This is a genomic window from Streptomyces sp. NPDC002156 (assembly GCF_053593675.1).
In genome coordinates this window covers 21,965-37,365 of record NZ_JBSFDA010000018.1, presented here as the reverse complement: position 1 = coordinate 37,365, position 15,401 = coordinate 21,965, and the positions used below count along the sequence as shown (strand labels likewise).

The window sequence follows — 15,401 nt, the reverse complement described above, 5'->3', positions numbered from 1 at the left end:
AACATGCTCAGCGCCTTTCTCGGCCAGACCCCCGGGCTCCTCGACCGGCGCTTTCTCCTGCACTCCTTTCTCCCCAGCCTCGCCTTCTGCACGGCGACCATCGCCTTGCTGGCCGGCTCCCCACCGGGCGTGACGCAGACGATCCGCACCTGGCAGGCCTTGTCCCCGACGGCCCGAGCGGGCGCCGTACTCACCCTGCTGGCCCTGGCCGGTGTGCTGGCGGGCATCCTGTCCGGCTTCCGGCGCGCGACCTGCCGCTTCTTCGGGGGGCACTGGACGGGCCCGGCCGCAGCCTACGCGGCACGGCACGGTGTGGCCTGGCACCAGCGGCGCTCCCGCCTGCTCCATCAGGCCCCCGCCTTCCGCGACGCCGCCCTGATCAGCTACCCACCACCGACCAGGCCCGAAGAGATCCAGCCCACTCGCCTGGGCAACATACTCAGATCCGCCGAACAGTACCCACAACTCCGCTACTCCATGGACGCCGTGCTGGCATGGCCCCGTCTGTACCAGGTCCTCCCCGACCGCCTGACCCTCAACCTCGCGGCAGCCCGGGCAGACCTCGACGCGGCGCTCGGGTTGTCCGTGCTGTGCATACTGTTCGGCGGTGTCGGGGCTGCCGAGATGCTGTGGGAACAAGGCCCGTGGACCTGGTTTCTGGCCTTCTGGTGGGGCGGCGCCTTCGCTGCGTACGTCTCCTACCGTTCCGCTTTGACGGCCGCGCAGGTGTACGCACAGCACGTGCGCGTCGCCTTCGATCTCCATCGAGGCGACCTGATCAGGCAGTTGGGCGACGAGCTTCCCTCTTCGATCGCGGAGGAGCGGGACTACTGGTACCGGCTCAGCCAGTTCTGGCACCGTGGTATTCCGCGTGAGCATCTGACCGCCTTCACCGCCCCGCCTCCGGCTGCTTCCACCACACCCGCGCCACCCACCCGCCTCTGCATCCCTCTCACCGCCTGGCTGGGGATGCCGGCGGCGCTCCTCGGAGTCGCGGGTGCCTTCGCTCTTGCCCGCTGATCTGCACCCAGCACGGCGTCACCCAGGAAATCACGTACTGCCGGAGGACCGAGTGAAGACCGTGCCCGATCCGTGCCCGGAGGAGCGGACAACCACCGGTCTGCAACGGTGCGACCAAACCGGTGCAACGGCATCGGCACAATGAATCCACGCAGGTCAACAGCCTTGCAGCCACCCAAACGTCGCAGCTTCCCAAGCTGAGAGTGCGAGTTCGACTCTCGTCACCCGCTCCATGGAGAAGGCCCAGGTCCGAGACCTGGGCCTTGTTTGTTGTCCAGTCCATGGGTGGCACACCACGACCGCATCATGGGACGGTTTTCTTCGACAGACGGCCCGCCCGAGGAGCGTTGCGAGTAGCGGGACCCGCTCGGGCGATGTCGGATCCTTGCGGAATCATGACGCTCGGCAGCCTGGTCGACCTTGCCAGAGGGGTACGTGGTGAATGCCGACCTGATACGGGACCTCGGCAGGCCAGAACGGTACGAGGCAGCAGCGGATGCGTTGGTCACGCTCGGCGCCGGCGGGGTGGAGCAGTTGGTGCGGGAGGTGATGGACGCGGAGTCCCCGGTGGACTGGCGGCCGATCACCGCCGTACTCGGGCGGATCGGGGATGCGGGGTTCGACGGTCTGCTCCAGGGGCTCGTCTCCGCGTCCGCCGAGGAGTCCCGCACGCGAGTCGGCTTCGCGTTCTCCCAGCTCGGTGCGGCCGTTTGGACGGTCATGTCACGGTCCCAACCGATCCGCTCGGCGATCACAGTCGCCGGCATCGTCGGGGTCTGCTTCAACAGCTCCCGGATCTGCGGCTCGACCACGTCGACCGCCGACCCCATCGGCGGCCGGGAGTAGACCGGCGGCCGGCCCGTGGCCAGCACCCGCTTCACGGTGTTCTTCGAAATGCCCAGTTGCCTGGCGATCGCCCGGATCGGCATCTGCTCGGCCCGGTGCAGCCTGCGGATCTCAGCCCAGTCCTCCACGGAAATCACCCTCTTCTCCTGACCTTCGATCAAGAGGCGGTGACTCGACTCGCCGCACACATGTCCAGGCGATCACCTGCCCGGCACGGAGCCTGGCGACCTCCGTCTCCATGAGCCCGGGGCCGGTCAGGATCTCGTCGGTATGGCCACGGGGGCTGCCCGGCCCATGGCCGGACAGCCCCCGACGACAACAGCTTCATCGGCCTTCTACTGGCCGCCCCTGCCACGGTAGGCACTAAGCGGAACCCTGGCGAGGATGCCGTCCAACTCCCCGCTCCGGCCGTCGGCCCAGGCGACGTACGCGTAACGCCTGTCGAGGGTGATGGTCGACCAGCGGTCCCCGGGAGGCCCGTTGACACCGGCGGGCTGAGTGGTCCCGTTGACCCGCAGGGCGCGGCTGAACGTACGGCCGTGGTCGAAGGAGACGACGGAGAAGGCGTCGAGTGTGGTCGTGCGCCACATGACGCCCAGCTGCCCGCCCGGCCCGAAGTCCATCCAGGGCCGCTGCGCGGCGGAGGCGGCGATCACCGCCGGCCCGGTCCAGGACCGGCCGGCGTCACCGGTGACGTACACCTCGAGGTTGGACTCCCGGGGCACCATGACGGCGAAGCGCCCCTTGTGCGTCGGGTCGGCCGACACCCAGGGCACCGGGTCCGCGGCCGCGCCCAGGGCGGGAACGGGTACGAGCGCACCGGTGCCGGCCGCGACCGGCGTACCGGCGCTGTCGGTGACCGGACGGTCCACCCAGGTCTTTCCGTCGTCACGAGTGACATGCAGCGTCACCGTGTCCTCCTGGGTGGGAGACGCCAGGATCCCGTCGTGCACGGCGAATTCACGGCCCGGGTATCCGCAGGCCGGAGGCATGGCGGGGGAGACCACGATGCACGGCATGGGACCGGGGATCACCGAGGGATCCGACCAGGTCGCGCCGCTGTCCGCGCTGACGGAGACCGCACTGGGGTACTCCCACACGGCGCCCGCGACCGCGTAGACCTTGCCGGTGGCGGAATCCACCCTGAGCTTGGGCGCACCACCGAGCAACAGCGGCGTCTCGACGGGACCGATCCACGTACGACCGCCGTCGACCGACCGGGAGACGACGTTGTGATTGGTGTACGTGGTCGCGGGATCGGGACCGATCTGGTTGTTGGAGACGTAGAAGACACCCTTGGCGTCCGTGGTCACGATCGGCTCGCCGCACTGGGGACGGTCACCGAGCGGCCAGGTCGACCTCTGCCAGGTCTTCCCCCGGTCCTGGGAGAAGGCGACGAAGCACTCCCCGACGGGTTCCAGCTCCGGACGGTTGGGGAAGACCGTCGCCACATAGACCAGGTTCCGGGGATTACGTGGATTGACGGCCACGACCGGCTGTCCCTCCCGGGTCCCGGGCAGATCGGTGACATCCAGTTCGAGGATCGATTCCGGTTGACGGATCTCTTCGCCCCCGGGAGCGGGTTGCGAGGCCGTGCGCGTATCGGCGAGGGCGGCGGGAGCACCGGCCAGCAGAACCAGCGCGGACAGTGCGGACAGTAACGCGGCCCACTTCGGCCGGGGCGATACGGGGATTCTCACGTGGCGAGCCTCTCTGATCTCCGTGCGAGTACGGGACTTGGAGGTCGGCGCTCCGCAAGACGCGAGGCGCCTTCGACCCCCTGACCCTGCCAGCCGCCCCGCACCGACGGCCTCATACGGACGCAGGCCGCGGACTACTGCGTTCGCAGTGCCCGGAGGCGGCCGTTCCGCGACCGCCGGCCCTCCGGATGTCCTGGTTCTGTCACGCGACAGCGATCAAGCGGTCTCACCAGAAACCCCACGCGGCACAGCGTGCTCTCCTCTGACAGAACCGGAGCGCACCACACCCCACACCCCCTGAACCATGAAGACAGGAGCACCTCATGGCAACGAACTCCCCCCGACGAAACGCCCTGTTGGCCTGTGCGGCCCTGGCGGTGGGTGCCCTCACCCTCACGGCCTGCGGAGGCAACTCGACGGCGGACGGCTCCAGTTCGCGGTCGAAGACCCAACTGTCCCTGGCCGCCGACTCGGTGACCACGAAGACCGCTCAGGGGGGAACCGCCTCGGCCAAGGCGGCCGGTCTCGACTACGTCGCGCTGGGCAGTTCGTTCGCCGCGGGCCCGAGCATCCCGCCGCTGCAGTCGAGCAGCGGGGCGGCGGCGTGCAGCCGGTCGGCCGACAACTACGCGAGCATCGTGGCCCGCGACACCGGGGCGAACCTCACGGACGTCACCTGCAGCGGCGCCACGACCGCGAACATCCTTACCACCAACCAGGGTTCGCAGCCGCCGCAGATCAACGCCGTGAACAGCGGGACCGACCTGGTCACGATCACCATCGGCGGCAACGACGTCAACTACCTGGGCAGCATGGTCACTTACTCCTGCCAGAACAGCGGCGGCACGAACTGCGGCACCGTGAACCAGGGCGCGATCAACACCGCCCTCGGCTCGGTGGGCCAGAAGATCGAGAACGTCGTGAACGCTGTCAAAGCCAGGGCCCCGCAGGCGCGCATCCTCCTGGTGAGCTACTCCACCCTCCTGCCCGACACCGGCGGCTGCACCGGCGTACCGCTCACCGCCGACCAGCGGATATTCGAGCGCACCGTCGCCTCCCGCCTCGCGCAGGCCTATATCGACACGGCGAATCGCACAGGCGCGACCCTGGTCCGCTTCGCCACCGCCAGCCACGGCCACGACGCGTGTGCGGCCACCCCGTGGGTCGAGAAGTACAAGCCGGCCTCGGGCCGCACCACGTACCACCCGAACGAGGCGGGCATGAAGGCCGCGGCGTCGTTGGTGAAGTCCGCACTGGGATGAGGTTCGCGCAGGGCACCCTGCGCCCGGGCTTCACCAGGTTCGGCAACCGCGCTCGTACGGACGGCGTCCTGCTGGAGGACACGAAGGGCGGAGGCGGAGGCGGTGACGGTGGGGGACGAGGCGTGGGGCGAGTGGCTGCGGAACTCGCCGTCGGGAAGCGAGTTGAGCCTGTGGTGGCAGCAGGCGTCGGAACGGATCCGCCAGGTCGGACGGGACGCCTACGGGGAACGCCTGGCCGCTCTGCTGTCCGCCGCGTCTCCGCGGGACTGCGCGGCGGCGGGGATGGGGTGCACGCGCCGCCTCGACCGCGCCTGTTACGGGCCGTCGGTCTGCCGTCAGGACCCTGTCGGGCCGTCGGGCGCCGAGGAGGCCGCGGGTCCCGCGCGTGAGGGGCCGGTCCCGGGAGCCTGCGGCGGATTCCACGGCTTCTGGACCGACTTCGAGTTCCATGTGTGGTTCGGCGGCCCCGGCGACCGGCATCGGGCGGTGCTCTGGCACGACATGGCGGCGTCGGTCGTACGGCTGTGGGTGGACGGTGCCGTGGTCGGCGCCGAGGTGTTCCTTGACTCGCACGCGCACTGGGTCGGCGGCCGGTTCCTGGTGGTGGAGGCCGCGGGTCCCGACGACCATCCCCGGCAGTCGTACGGGCCGGGCCGACTGGGCAGCGGGATCGTTTCCGTGCTGATCCACGACACGGCCCACGGCTCCACCCGGACACTGGTCCCGAAGGACCACGAGATGTGGTCCGCACCCCAGGTCGTCCTGGCCGGTGAGTCCCTGCGGGTGTACGCGACGCGCGAGGCCAGGGACGCCGACGCCCCCGACCGCATCCTGCCGGCCGGGCCGCCCGGGAGGTACTCATGACGGATGACATGACGGATGGCATGACGGATGAACTGCGGCCGGGCCGGGCCGAGATGTGCAGGATGGTCACCACACTCCACATAGCGGGTGAACCGGCGTCGGTGGTCTCGATGCAGGCCGGCTACCGGCGCCAGAGGATATTGCGCGGCACGGACCGGATGGGGATCGACAAGCCCCGCCTGCTGGTCGACTTCGGCAGCGGGTGGCCGATGCTGGACGACGGTACGCAACGGGTGGGCGAGCGCCGGGGGAGCGCCGTGTGGCTGTGGTCGCGGGAGTACCGCATCCACCGGCAATGGCTCCGGCCGAAGCTGTGCTTCACGGTGACGGCCGGTGAGAGCACCGTCCTGCGGGTCCACGAGCGGTTCAGACCCGTCGAGTACGACCGTACCTTCGACACGTACAGCGCCGCCGGACTCGACCCGGTCGTCACGCTCGCCCTGATCCTCGTGACGGCACGCCCCGACAGGATGCGCTCCCGCAGCCGCAACGCCGCTCCACTCTGAGCCGGCGTACGACGGCTCCGGAGGCCGACGCACAACCCTGGAAACAGGCCGACGGACGGATGCGAGTACGGACCACATGGACGAAATCCACGACGACGCAGCGGAGTTCGCGTTGCTGCTGACGCGCCTGAAGGAGCGTACGGACCGCAGCTACGCGGCGCTGGCACGGCGTCTGGACATGAATGCCTCCACGCTGCACCGCTACTGCGCCGGAGGGGCGGTCCCCCTGGACTTCGCGGGGATCGAGCGGTTCGCCGGACTCTGCGGAGCCTCTCCCGAGGAACGCGTGGAGCTGCACCGCCGGTGGATCCTGGCGGTCGCGGCGCGGCAACGACCACGCCTGTCCGACGCCCCGCACGACCCCACGAGCACCGCGGCACCGGCCGAATCCACGAGCCACACCACCCCGCCGGACGAGACACCCGAGCCCACCGTGCGTGCCGCCCCGCGGCCCCACGCCGGGCGCCCCCTACGACTACGACGGCCCGCGCGAGCGATCGCACTGGCGGCCTCGTGCGCCGTCGCGCTCGTCGGCCTGACCGCATCCGCCGCTGGACCCCCCTCCGATGGCGGCCCGCAGGGGAACCGGGCGAGCGCCGGCACGGTCACGGTCGCACCGCCGGCCCCGCTCACCTGGACGGCCAACTCCCATCTCTGGCAAAGCGAATGCGCCCACGACTACGTCATCGCCAAGCCGCCGCGGCAGGTCCCGCCACCGCCGACCCCGCAGGACGCCGCGGCGTGGGCCGCGTCCCAAGGGGCGGTGCACGGGCGCACCACCGATCTGCGGATCTCGGTGCAGGGACGCGGCGCTGCCGCCGTAGTCCTGGAGGCACTGCATGTGCGCGTGGTCGACCGCACCGTCCCCGCCGCTGACCTGGGCACCGCCTACTCCATGTACGAAGGCTGCGGTGCCGTCCTCGTCCCCCGCCACTTCTCCCTGGACCTCGACGCGCGCCGACCCCTGGCCCGTTCGATGCCCGGCAACGAGCCGGACAGACCGACCCCCGCGATCGACTTCCCGTACCAGGTGTCCCTGCGGGAGCCGGAGGTCCTGCTGCTCTCCGCGCACACCGAGTCCTGCACCTGCGACTGGTACCTCGAACTCGACTGGTCCTCACAGGGCCGGACCGGCACGACGCGCATCGACGACCACGGCCGCGCGTTCCGCACCACCAGCATCAAGGGGCTACCGCTCTACTGGTACCGAGACCCCGGCGGCTGGGTCCCCATGACCTGACCGGCTCCTGAGCCCGTCACTTCGACATGATGAAATCCAGGGCGAAACCGGGAGCGGTCGTCCAGTAGGTGACCCGCTGGAAGTCATTGGCGTACAACGTCTCGACGGGCATGGGCACATCGATCGGCTTGCCCACGCTGCTGCCGGCCTTACGGCCCTGGAGGCCGAGGGTGATGCTCTTCGCCTCGTACTCGTCCATGGGGCCGTTGACGAGCAGACCGGCATACGCCTCCTCACCCGGAGCGAGGGTGACGGGCACCCCCGGGTTCGGGTCGCTCTCCTCGATCACACGGGCCGTGTTCCGGCCGGCGCCGAGCCGCACGAGGGGGTAGCGGTAGAGGTCGCACTTCTTGCCGCCGGTGTTCTGGACGGTGAGGAGGAGATGCCTGGCGTCCTCGCTGTCCGCGGGCTCCTTCACGGCGGACACCCCGAGGACCTCCTGAGAGCAGGCGGCAACAGTGCGGTGCGCCACGGCATCCGCGCCCTCCCCCCTGACGGTCTGCGGCCCGATGCCGGAAGCCTGCGCCGCCACACCACCCCCAAGAGCCAGAACGAGCCCCGCGGCCACGACCACACGACGACCCACAAGAGACTTCACGTTCATATGCGTGTTCCTTTCTTCAGCCGGTGCGACGCCCAGAGCATCGGATGTCCCATGGACCTGGGACAACAGCCGCCCCCAACCCGCAACGGCGGAACGATCCCACCCCGATGACCTGCAGAAACAAGGGAGCCTGGGATGCCTGTCAGGGATGGGACGCCCGGACGATGTTTGACGCGGCCGCTCGGGGTCACGCGGCTTGTGGGCCTCGGGAGGCCCGGCGACACCGAAGGTGACAGCCGGCAGAAGGAGTGTCATGACAGAGATCCGCCCCGCCACCACAACCGACTCGGGCGCTCCGGTGGAGAGCGACGAACACTCACTGACCGTCGGACCCGGGGGACCGGTCCTTCTGCAGGACGCCTACCTGATCGAGCAGATGGCGCAGTTCAACCGGGAGCGAATTCCCGAGCGCCAGCCGCATGCGAAAGGGAGCGGCGCTTTCGGTCATTTCGAAGTGAGCCACGACGTGAGCGCCTACACCAAGGCGGCCGTGTTCCAGCCGGGCACGCGCACCGACCTGGTCATCCGGTTCTCGACCGTGGCGGGGGAGCGTGGCAGCCCGGACACCTGGCGCGACCCGCGTGGTTTCGCGGTGAAGCTCTACACCAGCGAAGGCAATTACGACATGGTCGGCAACAATACGCCGGTCTTCTTCATCAAGGATCCGATGAAATTCCAGCATTTCATCCGGTCCCAGAAACGCCGCGCGGACAACAACCTGCGCGACCACGACATGCAATGGGACTTCTGGACGCTCTCCCCGGAATCCGCCCACCAGGTCACCTGGCTGATGGGAGACCGCGGAATTCCGCGGACGTGGCGTCACATGAACGGGTACTCGTCGCACACGTACATGTGGATCAACGCCGACGGCGAGCGGTTCTGGGTGAAGTACCACTTCAAGACCGACCAGGGCATCGAGTTCTTCACCCAGCACGAGGCCGACCAGATGGCCGCCGTCGACACGGACTACCACACGCGTGACCTCTTCGAGCACATCCGTGACGGGGAATACCCCAGCTGGACCCTCCAGGTGCAGGTCATGCCGTACGAGGACGCCGCGGACTACCGCTTCAACCCGTTCGACCTCACCAAGGTGTGGCCGCACGGTGACTACCCGCTCATCCCGGTCGGCCGTATGACGCTCGACCGCAACCCGACGGACAACCACGCCGAGATCGAGCAGGCGGCCTTCCAGCCGAACAACCTGGTCCCCGGCATCGGGCCGAGTCCGGACCGGATGCTGCTGGCCCGCCTGTTCTCGTACGGGGACGCGCATCGCCATCGGATCGGCGCCAACTACCAGCAGCTTCCGGTCAACGCGCCCGTCGTCGACGTCCACACGTACTCCAAGGACGGCGCGATGGCCTACCGCAAGACGACGGACCCGGTCTACGCCCCGAACTCCAAGGGCGGTCCGGCCGCCGACACGGCTCGCTACGGAACCCCGCCCAGCTGGGCGGCGGACGGCGAGATCACCCGTTCCGCGTACGTGTCCCATCCGGAGGACGACGACTGGGGGCAGCCGGGAACCCTGATACGCGAGGTCTTGGACGACGAGGCCCGTGACCGCCTGGTCGACAACGTCGTCGGCCATCTCCTCAACGGGGTGAGCGAGCCCGTCCTCGAACGCGCGTTCGCGTACTGGTCGAACATCGACGAAACGACCGGCAAGCGCATCGCCGACGGCGTGCGAGCGAAGTCCCACGAAAAGGACCCGAAGGCGGCGGAACAGGGCAACCCCGCGCGCCGCGCCATGCAGCACAAGGCATAGAACCCGTCAGCTGCGTCCGCGTCGAGCGACACGGCCCACGACCCGAAACCCGAGCGAGGGGAACCCCATGAAAACCCCCGGTGACGACGACACACCTCCGGTCGACGAGGAGACGCGTGAACGGTCCGCAGAGGAGCGGAACGTCATCACACCCACACCGCGAGATGTCCGGGACAAGGCCGAGGACGACGACGAGCCCGATCTCCCGACCGGAGACGATTCCTGACCGACGCTTGCCCGGGAAGGGGCGCCGCTCAGTTCGCAGGGTTCCGCGAGTTCCACCTCCATGTTCTCGCCGTCGCCATCGAAGTTGTTGACGAGAACGAGGCTGGAGTCGAAAAGCCAGGAGTCGTTGCCCGGCGGACCTCGACGCCTGGAAACCGCCGAGCCGCAGACATCGCCCTCTCGGACGGCGAGACGTACGAGCACGGCGAATGGCCGGCCGGCGAGGAGAACCTCCGGCCGGCCTCGCCCGCTCCGCATGCTCCCTGGGGTGCGATGCCGGACACTCCTGTGTAGGGGCCGGCGTATTTCGCGCGGGCCATGGTGAAGGTGTTCGGCGTGCTTGAGGTCCCGCTCTGGCTGTGGGGGGCGTTCGCCGCGACGGTGGTCGTGTCGCTGGCGGTGGACCTGCTGTCCCACCGCACCGCGCACGTCATCCGCTTCAAGGAGGCAGCCGCCTGGAGCGGCCTGTGGGTGAGCCTCGCCCTGATCTTCGGCGCGGTCGTCTTCCTCGTCCTCGGCTCCACCGCCGGCACCGAGTACACGACAGCCTGGCTGCTGGAGAAGAGCCTGTCGGTCGACAACCTCTTCGTCTTCGCCGTGATCTTCGCGTACTTCAAGGTGCCCCGCGCCTACCAGCACCGCGTGCTCTTCTTCGGCGTCATCGGCGCCCTCGTCTTCCGCGGGATCTTCCTCTCCCTCGGCGTGGCCGTGGTCAGCCGCTTCACCGCGGTGCTGTTCGCCTTCGCGGCGGTCCTCTTCTACAGCACCTACAAACTCCTCAAGGACGAGCAGGAGAGCTTCGACCCGGGCAAGAGCTTCGCCGTACGGATGCTCCGCAAGATCATCCCGGTCCGGGACGAGTACGCCGGGGCGAAGTTCTTCGTCAAAGAAGCCGGCAAGAGGATGGCGACCCCGCTGCTCGCGGTGGTCGCGGCCATCGAGGCCGCCGACCTGATCTTCGCCGTCGACAGTGTCCCGGCCGTCCTCGCGGTCAGCGACGACGCCTTCATCGTCTACACCAGCAACGCGTTCGCCATCCTCGGCCTGAGAGCCCTCTACTTCATGCTCGCCGGCCTCCTGGACCGCTTCCACTACCTGAACAAGGGGCTGGCGATCATCCTCGCCTTCATCGGCGTCAAGCTCATCCTTCAGGCGTCCCACAAGATGATCAGCCCGAGCATCCCGGAAATCCCCTCACCGGTCAGTCTCGCGGTCATCGTCGTCGTCCTGGCGGGGTCCGTGGTGCTCAGCCTCAGAAGGCCCGCCCCGACAGACGCCCAGGAACAGACCGACGAACGGTGAGGAGGCCGTGCACTTCCCTGCGCGCCACTACCGGCATATCGTAAAAATATGGTCAAAAGGAAGCGTAAGCCCGAAGCGTACGTGTGTCCGGCCTGCAGGAAATCCGTGCCGGTCGCAGTCCACCGCCACAAGACCCTCGGCATATTCGTTCCCGTATGGGGCCCGGGTGCATGTCAAAACCGCGACTGTCCCGACTTCCGGCTGGACCCCAGCCGCAGCAAGCACTCCCCGGCCCGGTGACGAATTCGACAGCGCGGTGAGCCGGCCGGCGAGGAGGCAGGGTCAGGCGATTCCGGTCCCGCGCAGCAGCAGCAACGTCACGTCCACCACCGCCACGGCGACCGCTGCCGCGAACGCCAACCGCTCCCATCGGCGTCCCAGCACCGTCCCCGCCGTCGCGATCAGAGCGGTCACCACGAGCACCGCCAGTCCCCACCTGCCGGGTGGCCCGGCGGGCCCCAGCACCAGAACCGCGGACGCGGCCACCAGCGGCACCGGCAGCAGCAGTCGTGCGCCGTCCGGGCCCAGCCGGTGCGGCCAGCCCCGTACGCCCGTCGCCAGATCCCCACGGATGTCCGGCAGTACGTCACCCAGATGGGCCCCGACCCCCAACAGCGCCCCGGCGGTGACGACCCACCAGGCCGGCCACGGCTGCCCCGGCAGCCCCAGCGCCACGAACGCCGGGAGCGCGGCGAAGCCCACCGCGTACGGCGCCCAGGACCACGCTGTCGCCTTGAGCCGCAGGTCGTACGCCCATGCTGCCGCCACCCCGGCCAGGTGAACGGCGCCCGCCCACAGGCCACAGGCGAACGACAACGGCACGCACAGCGCCAGCGCGGCACAGGCGGCCACCCACACCTCCGTCACGCCGACCGTGCCGTCGACGACGGGTTTGCCGCGGCGGCCGGTGGCGATGTCCCGGCGCGCGTCGAACGCGTCGTTGCACCAGCCGACGGACAACTGCCCGGTCAGCACGGCGGCGGCGGTCAGGACACAACGCGCGGCGCTCTGGCCGGCGGTGACGGCGAGAGCGGCCATCAGGGCGGTGACCGCTACGACGGGCCCGGGGTGGCACGATCCGGCCAGGCCGCCCACCCGGACGGCCCAACTCGCGGCCGGGCGGTCGGCCGTCGACTGCTCGGGAATGCCCACCCGGCCGATCGTAGGCGCCCCGGCCCCACCCAGCCGGTGCACACGCCCCTCGGGAGGAACGGCCGGACGGGCGATCCCTGGTGTCGAAGCCCCGGACCGGGGAACACGTGGGAGCAACTCATCCCAGTCGGTAACCGGACGGGAACCCTATGACGCGGATCGCCGCCGTTCACGGTGTACTCGCACCGCACCGTCGCACCCAGTCCGAGATCACCGACATGGTGGCCCGCACCTGCCTGCCCAAGGGCACCGACCGCCGGGTCCTGGACCGGCTGCACCACAGCGCGAAGGTCCGCTCGCGCCACATGACGCTGCCGCTCGAACGGTACGCGGAACTGGACGGATTCGGTGCCGCCAACGACGTCTTCATCGCCGCCGCCACCGACCTGGGCGCCCAGGCCGTCCGGGGCGCGCTGCACACGGCCGGCCTGACCGCCGCCGACGTGGACCTGCTGATCTTCACCTCCGTCACCGGCATCGCCACCCCCTCGATCGACGCACGGCTGGTCGGCCGCCTCGGACTGCGGCCGGACGTCAAACGGCTGCCCCTGTTCGGCCTGGGCTGTGCCGGCGGCGCGGCCGGGCTGGCCCGTATGCACGACTACCTGCTGGGCCGGCCCGACCAGGTGGCGGTGCTGCTGTCGGTCGAACTGTGCTCGCTCACCTTCCAGCGCGACGACTCCTCCATGGCCAACCTGGTCGCCACCGGACTGTTCGGCGACGGCGCCGCCGCGGTCGTCGCCCGCGGCGCGAACCACCAGGTCCGCCCGGACGAGACCGCCTGCCCGACGATCGTGGACACCCGCAGCCACCTGTACCCGGACACCGGACGTGTCATGGGCTGGGACATCAAGGACTCCGGCTTCCAGGTCGTCCTCGACCCGCGGGTCCCCGATGTGGTGCGCCGTTACCTCGCCGATGACGTCGAGGGCTTCCTCGGCGACCACGGGATCAAGCCGAAGGACGTGACCGCCTGGGTGTGCCACCCCGGCGGCCCCAAGGTCCTGGAAGCCGTCACCGAGGCCCTCGACCTGCCCGCCGACGCACTCGATGTGACCTGGAGTCATCTGGCCGACGTCGGCAACCTGTCCTCGTCATCGGTACTCCACGTACTGCGCGACACCCTGGCCCAACGCCGCCCACCGCCGGGCACCCCGGGCGTGCTGCTGGCGATGGGGCCCGGCTTCGCCTGCGAACTCGTGCTGCTGCGCTGGTAGTTCGGACGTCGAAGGACACGAAGGACACGAAGGACATAGGGACACGAAGGACATAGGGACACATGATCTGGTACGGACTGCTGGTGGCCGCCGTCGCCGCCGAGCGCGTCGCCGAACTCGTCGTCGCCCGCCGCAACGAACGGTGGAGCTCCGCCCGCGGCGCGACCGAGACCGGGCAGGGTCACTACCCGGCGATGGTCGCCCTCCACACCGGCCTGCTGATCGCCTGCCCGGCCGAGGTGTGGCTGGCCGACAGCCCCTTCGTACCCGCCCTGGCCTGGCCCATGCTGGCCGTGCTCGCGGGCGCACAGGCGCTGCGGTGGTGGTGCATCCACACCCTGGGACCCCGTTGGAACACCCGGGTGATCGTCGTACCCGGCCTGCCGCTGGTGACCGGCGGCCCCTACCGCAGGCGGTGGCTGCGGCATCCGAACTACGTGGCCGTCGTCGCCGAGGGCGTGGCCCTGCCGCTCGTCCACACCGCCTGGGTCACCGCGGCCGTGTTCACGGTACTCAACGCCGCCCTGCTCACCGTCCGCGTCCGCTGCGAGAACCGGGCGCTGGCCGCCGCGACCACGCCGACCGCACCCGCTCCGGCGTGATCGACGTACTGGTGGCCGGCGGCGGACCGGCCGGTCTGGCCGCCGCCATCCACGCCGCGCTCGCCGGCCTGGAAGCCGTCGTCGTCGAACCCCGGACCACGCCCGTGGACAAGGCCTGCGGAGAAGGAGTCATGCCCGGCGGTGTCGCCGCGCTGAGAGCACTGGGCGTCGAGGTCACCGGCCGCGAACTGCGCGGCATCCGCTACCTGGACGGCACCACCCACGCCGAAGCGTCCTTCCGTGGCGGCAACGGGCTGGGAATCCGCCGTACGACGCTGCACTCCGCACTGCACCGGCGCGCTCTCGACCTCGGCGTGCGCATGCTGCCGGGCAAGGTCGGCGAGGTGCGCCAGAGCGCGGACACGGTCACCGCCGCCAACACCACGGCCCGTTGGCTGATCGCCGCCGACGGTCTGCACTCCCCGGTGCGCCGCAGCCTGGGACTGGAACTGCCGAACCGCCCTCACGGCCGCTACGGACTGCGGCGGCACTACCGCGTCGAACCGTGGACGGACTTCGTGGAGGTCCACTGGTCCCGGCACGGCGAGGCCTATGTGACACCGGTCGGCGACGACCTGGTGGGCGTCGCGGTCCTCAGCCGCAGCCGTCGTCGGTACGACGATCACCTGGCCGCCTTCCCGGCTCTCACCGCCTCGCTGCGCGGCTCGGCCGCGACGGAGGTACGCGGCGCCGGACCGCTGCGCCAGCGGGTGCGGCGCAGAACCGCCGGCCGTGTCCTGCTCGTCGGCGACGCCGCCGGCTACCTGGACGCCCTCACCGGCGAGGGCATCGCTCTCGCGCTGGCGACGGCCGGGGCCGCCGTCCGCTGCCTGGCCGCCGGGCGACCGGACGCGTACGAGCGCGCCTGGGCCCGGCTGACCCGGCGCCATCGACTGCTGACCGGAGCCCTGCTGACCGCCGGCCGCCGTCCCGGCACCGCCCGCCTCATCGTCCCCGCGGCGTCCCGGATGCCCCCGGTGTTCTCAGCCGCGGTCCACGCACTGCAGTGACGGCAGGCCGGACCCGCACACCGCCCGGGTCCCCTGGCCGGGCGGAGTGTTCGTCGCGACCACGCGGTTGCGGTGCT

At 70.0% G+C, this 15,401-nt stretch carries 14 protein-coding genes and 1 pseudogene; 11 read left to right on the top strand and 4 right to left on the bottom strand.

From position 1 onward, the window contains the following. Positions 1 to 3: 3 nt before the first annotated feature. Positions 4 to 1,020 (top strand): hypothetical protein, encoded by a 1,017-nt coding sequence (locus ACWCRB_RS10945; RefSeq protein WP_450995748.1) that lies wholly within the window; start codon positions 4 to 6, stop codon positions 1,018 to 1,020. Positions 1,021 to 1,724: 704 nt separating this feature from the next. On the opposite strand, the pseudogene ACWCRB_RS10940 reads toward ACWCRB_RS10945, so the two are convergent. Both ACWCRB_RS10940 and ACWCRB_RS10935 read right to left on the bottom strand, forming a co-directional pair. After that, a pseudogene (locus ACWCRB_RS10940) lies at positions 1,725 to 2,003 on the bottom strand (helix-turn-helix domain-containing protein); the annotation flags it as partial. Between the two features lie 198 nt (positions 2,004 to 2,201). Then, on the bottom strand, positions 2,202 to 3,566 hold the full coding sequence (locus ACWCRB_RS10935) for a sialidase family protein (RefSeq protein WP_450995747.1): 1,365 nt from the start codon (positions 3,564 to 3,566) through the stop codon (positions 2,202 to 2,204). 323 nt (positions 3,567 to 3,889) lie between these two features. On the opposite strand from ACWCRB_RS10935, the gene ACWCRB_RS10930 reads away from it, so the two are divergent. From ACWCRB_RS10930 to ACWCRB_RS10915, 4 genes are all read left to right on the top strand, one after another. Continuing rightward, complete coding sequence (locus ACWCRB_RS10930) at positions 3,890 to 4,828, top strand: SGNH/GDSL hydrolase family protein (protein WP_450995746.1); 939 nt, start codon at positions 3,890 to 3,892, stop codon at positions 4,826 to 4,828. A gap of 102 nt (positions 4,829 to 4,930) precedes the next feature. Next, positions 4,931 to 5,692 carry a hypothetical protein gene (locus ACWCRB_RS10925; RefSeq protein ID WP_450995745.1) on the top strand — a complete coding sequence of 254 codons (762 nt, stop codon included), beginning with the start codon at positions 4,931 to 4,933 and terminating at the stop codon, positions 5,690 to 5,692. Beyond that, complete coding sequence (locus ACWCRB_RS10920; protein WP_450995744.1) at positions 5,689 to 6,198, top strand: hypothetical protein; 510 nt, start codon at positions 5,689 to 5,691, stop codon at positions 6,196 to 6,198. The genes ACWCRB_RS10925 and ACWCRB_RS10920 overlap by 4 nt, the downstream gene beginning before the upstream one ends. 76 nt (positions 6,199 to 6,274) lie before the next feature. Beyond that, positions 6,275 to 7,438 (top strand): helix-turn-helix domain-containing protein, encoded by a 1,164-nt coding sequence (locus ACWCRB_RS10915; protein WP_450995743.1) that lies wholly within the window; start codon positions 6,275 to 6,277, stop codon positions 7,436 to 7,438. A gap of 16 nt (positions 7,439 to 7,454) precedes the next feature. Here ACWCRB_RS10915 and ACWCRB_RS10910 read toward each other — a convergent pair whose 3' ends face one another. Further along, positions 7,455 to 8,042, bottom strand: a complete 588-nt coding sequence (locus ACWCRB_RS10910; RefSeq protein WP_450995742.1) for a DUF4232 domain-containing protein — start codon at positions 8,040 to 8,042, stop codon at positions 7,455 to 7,457. 253 nt (positions 8,043 to 8,295) lie between these two features. Here ACWCRB_RS10910 and ACWCRB_RS10905 point away from each other — a divergent pair, with 253 nt between their 5' ends. The 3 genes from ACWCRB_RS10905 (at position 8,296) to ACWCRB_RS10895 (ending at position 11,343) form a co-directional block, all read left to right on the top strand. Continuing rightward, positions 8,296 to 9,816, top strand: a complete 1,521-nt coding sequence (locus ACWCRB_RS10905) for a catalase (RefSeq protein WP_450995741.1) — start codon at positions 8,296 to 8,298, stop codon at positions 9,814 to 9,816. A gap of 67 nt (positions 9,817 to 9,883) precedes the next feature. After that, positions 9,884 to 10,042, top strand: a complete 159-nt coding sequence (locus ACWCRB_RS10900) for a hypothetical protein (protein ID WP_389356444.1) — start codon at positions 9,884 to 9,886, stop codon at positions 10,040 to 10,042. Between the two features lie 335 nt (positions 10,043 to 10,377). Continuing rightward, positions 10,378 to 11,343, top strand: a complete 966-nt coding sequence (locus ACWCRB_RS10895) for a TerC family protein (RefSeq protein ID WP_450995740.1) — start codon at positions 10,378 to 10,380, stop codon at positions 11,341 to 11,343. 282 nt (positions 11,344 to 11,625) lie between these two features. Here ACWCRB_RS10895 and ACWCRB_RS10890 read toward each other — a convergent pair whose 3' ends face one another. After that, on the bottom strand, positions 11,626 to 12,495 hold the full coding sequence (locus ACWCRB_RS10890) for a UbiA family prenyltransferase (RefSeq protein ID WP_450995739.1): 870 nt from the start codon (positions 12,493 to 12,495) through the stop codon (positions 11,626 to 11,628). Positions 12,496 to 12,644: 149 nt separating this feature from the next. Here ACWCRB_RS10890 and ACWCRB_RS10885 point away from each other — a divergent pair, with 149 nt between their 5' ends. The 3 genes from ACWCRB_RS10885 (at position 12,645) to ACWCRB_RS10875 (ending at position 15,324) form a co-directional block, all read left to right on the top strand. Continuing rightward, entirely contained in the window at positions 12,645 to 13,712 is a 1,068-nt protein-coding gene (locus ACWCRB_RS10885; RefSeq protein WP_450995738.1) for a type III polyketide synthase, read from the top strand. Positions 13,713 to 13,774: 62 nt separating this feature from the next. After that, entirely contained in the window at positions 13,775 to 14,314 is a 540-nt protein-coding gene (locus tag ACWCRB_RS10880; protein WP_450995737.1) for an isoprenylcysteine carboxyl methyltransferase family protein, read from the top strand. Further along, positions 14,311 to 15,324 carry an NAD(P)/FAD-dependent oxidoreductase gene (locus ACWCRB_RS10875; RefSeq protein WP_450995736.1) on the top strand — a complete coding sequence of 338 codons (1,014 nt, stop codon included), beginning with the start codon at positions 14,311 to 14,313 and terminating at the stop codon, positions 15,322 to 15,324. The genes ACWCRB_RS10880 and ACWCRB_RS10875 overlap by 4 nt, the downstream gene beginning before the upstream one ends. Positions 15,325 to 15,401 lie beyond the last annotated feature (77 nt).

Bases quoted from the DNA above. Each gene is read 5' to 3' on its own strand.
- ACWCRB_RS10930 (WP_450995746.1), top strand. From the start codon at position 3,890: ATGGCAACGAACTCCCCCCGACGAAACGCCCTGTTGGCCTGTGCGGCC.
- ACWCRB_RS10900 (WP_389356444.1), top strand. From the start codon at position 9,884: ATGAAAACCCCCGGTGACGACGACACACCTCCGGTCGACGAGGAGACG.
- ACWCRB_RS10885 (WP_450995738.1), top strand. From the start codon at position 12,645: ATGACGCGGATCGCCGCCGTTCACGGTGTACTCGCACCGCACCGTCGC.
- ACWCRB_RS10945 (WP_450995748.1), top strand. From the start codon at position 4: ATGCTCAGCGCCTTTCTCGGCCAGACCCCCGGGCTCCTCGACCGGCGC.
- ACWCRB_RS10910 (WP_450995742.1), bottom strand. From the start codon at position 8,042: ATGAACGTGAAGTCTCTTGTGGGTCGTCGTGTGGTCGTGGCCGCGGGG.
- ACWCRB_RS10915 (WP_450995743.1), top strand. From the start codon at position 6,275: ATGGACGAAATCCACGACGACGCAGCGGAGTTCGCGTTGCTGCTGACG.
- ACWCRB_RS10880 (WP_450995737.1), top strand. From the start codon at position 13,775: ATGATCTGGTACGGACTGCTGGTGGCCGCCGTCGCCGCCGAGCGCGTC.
- ACWCRB_RS10920 (WP_450995744.1), top strand. From the start codon at position 5,689: ATGACGGATGACATGACGGATGGCATGACGGATGAACTGCGGCCGGGC.
- ACWCRB_RS10905 (WP_450995741.1), top strand. From the start codon at position 8,296: ATGACAGAGATCCGCCCCGCCACCACAACCGACTCGGGCGCTCCGGTG.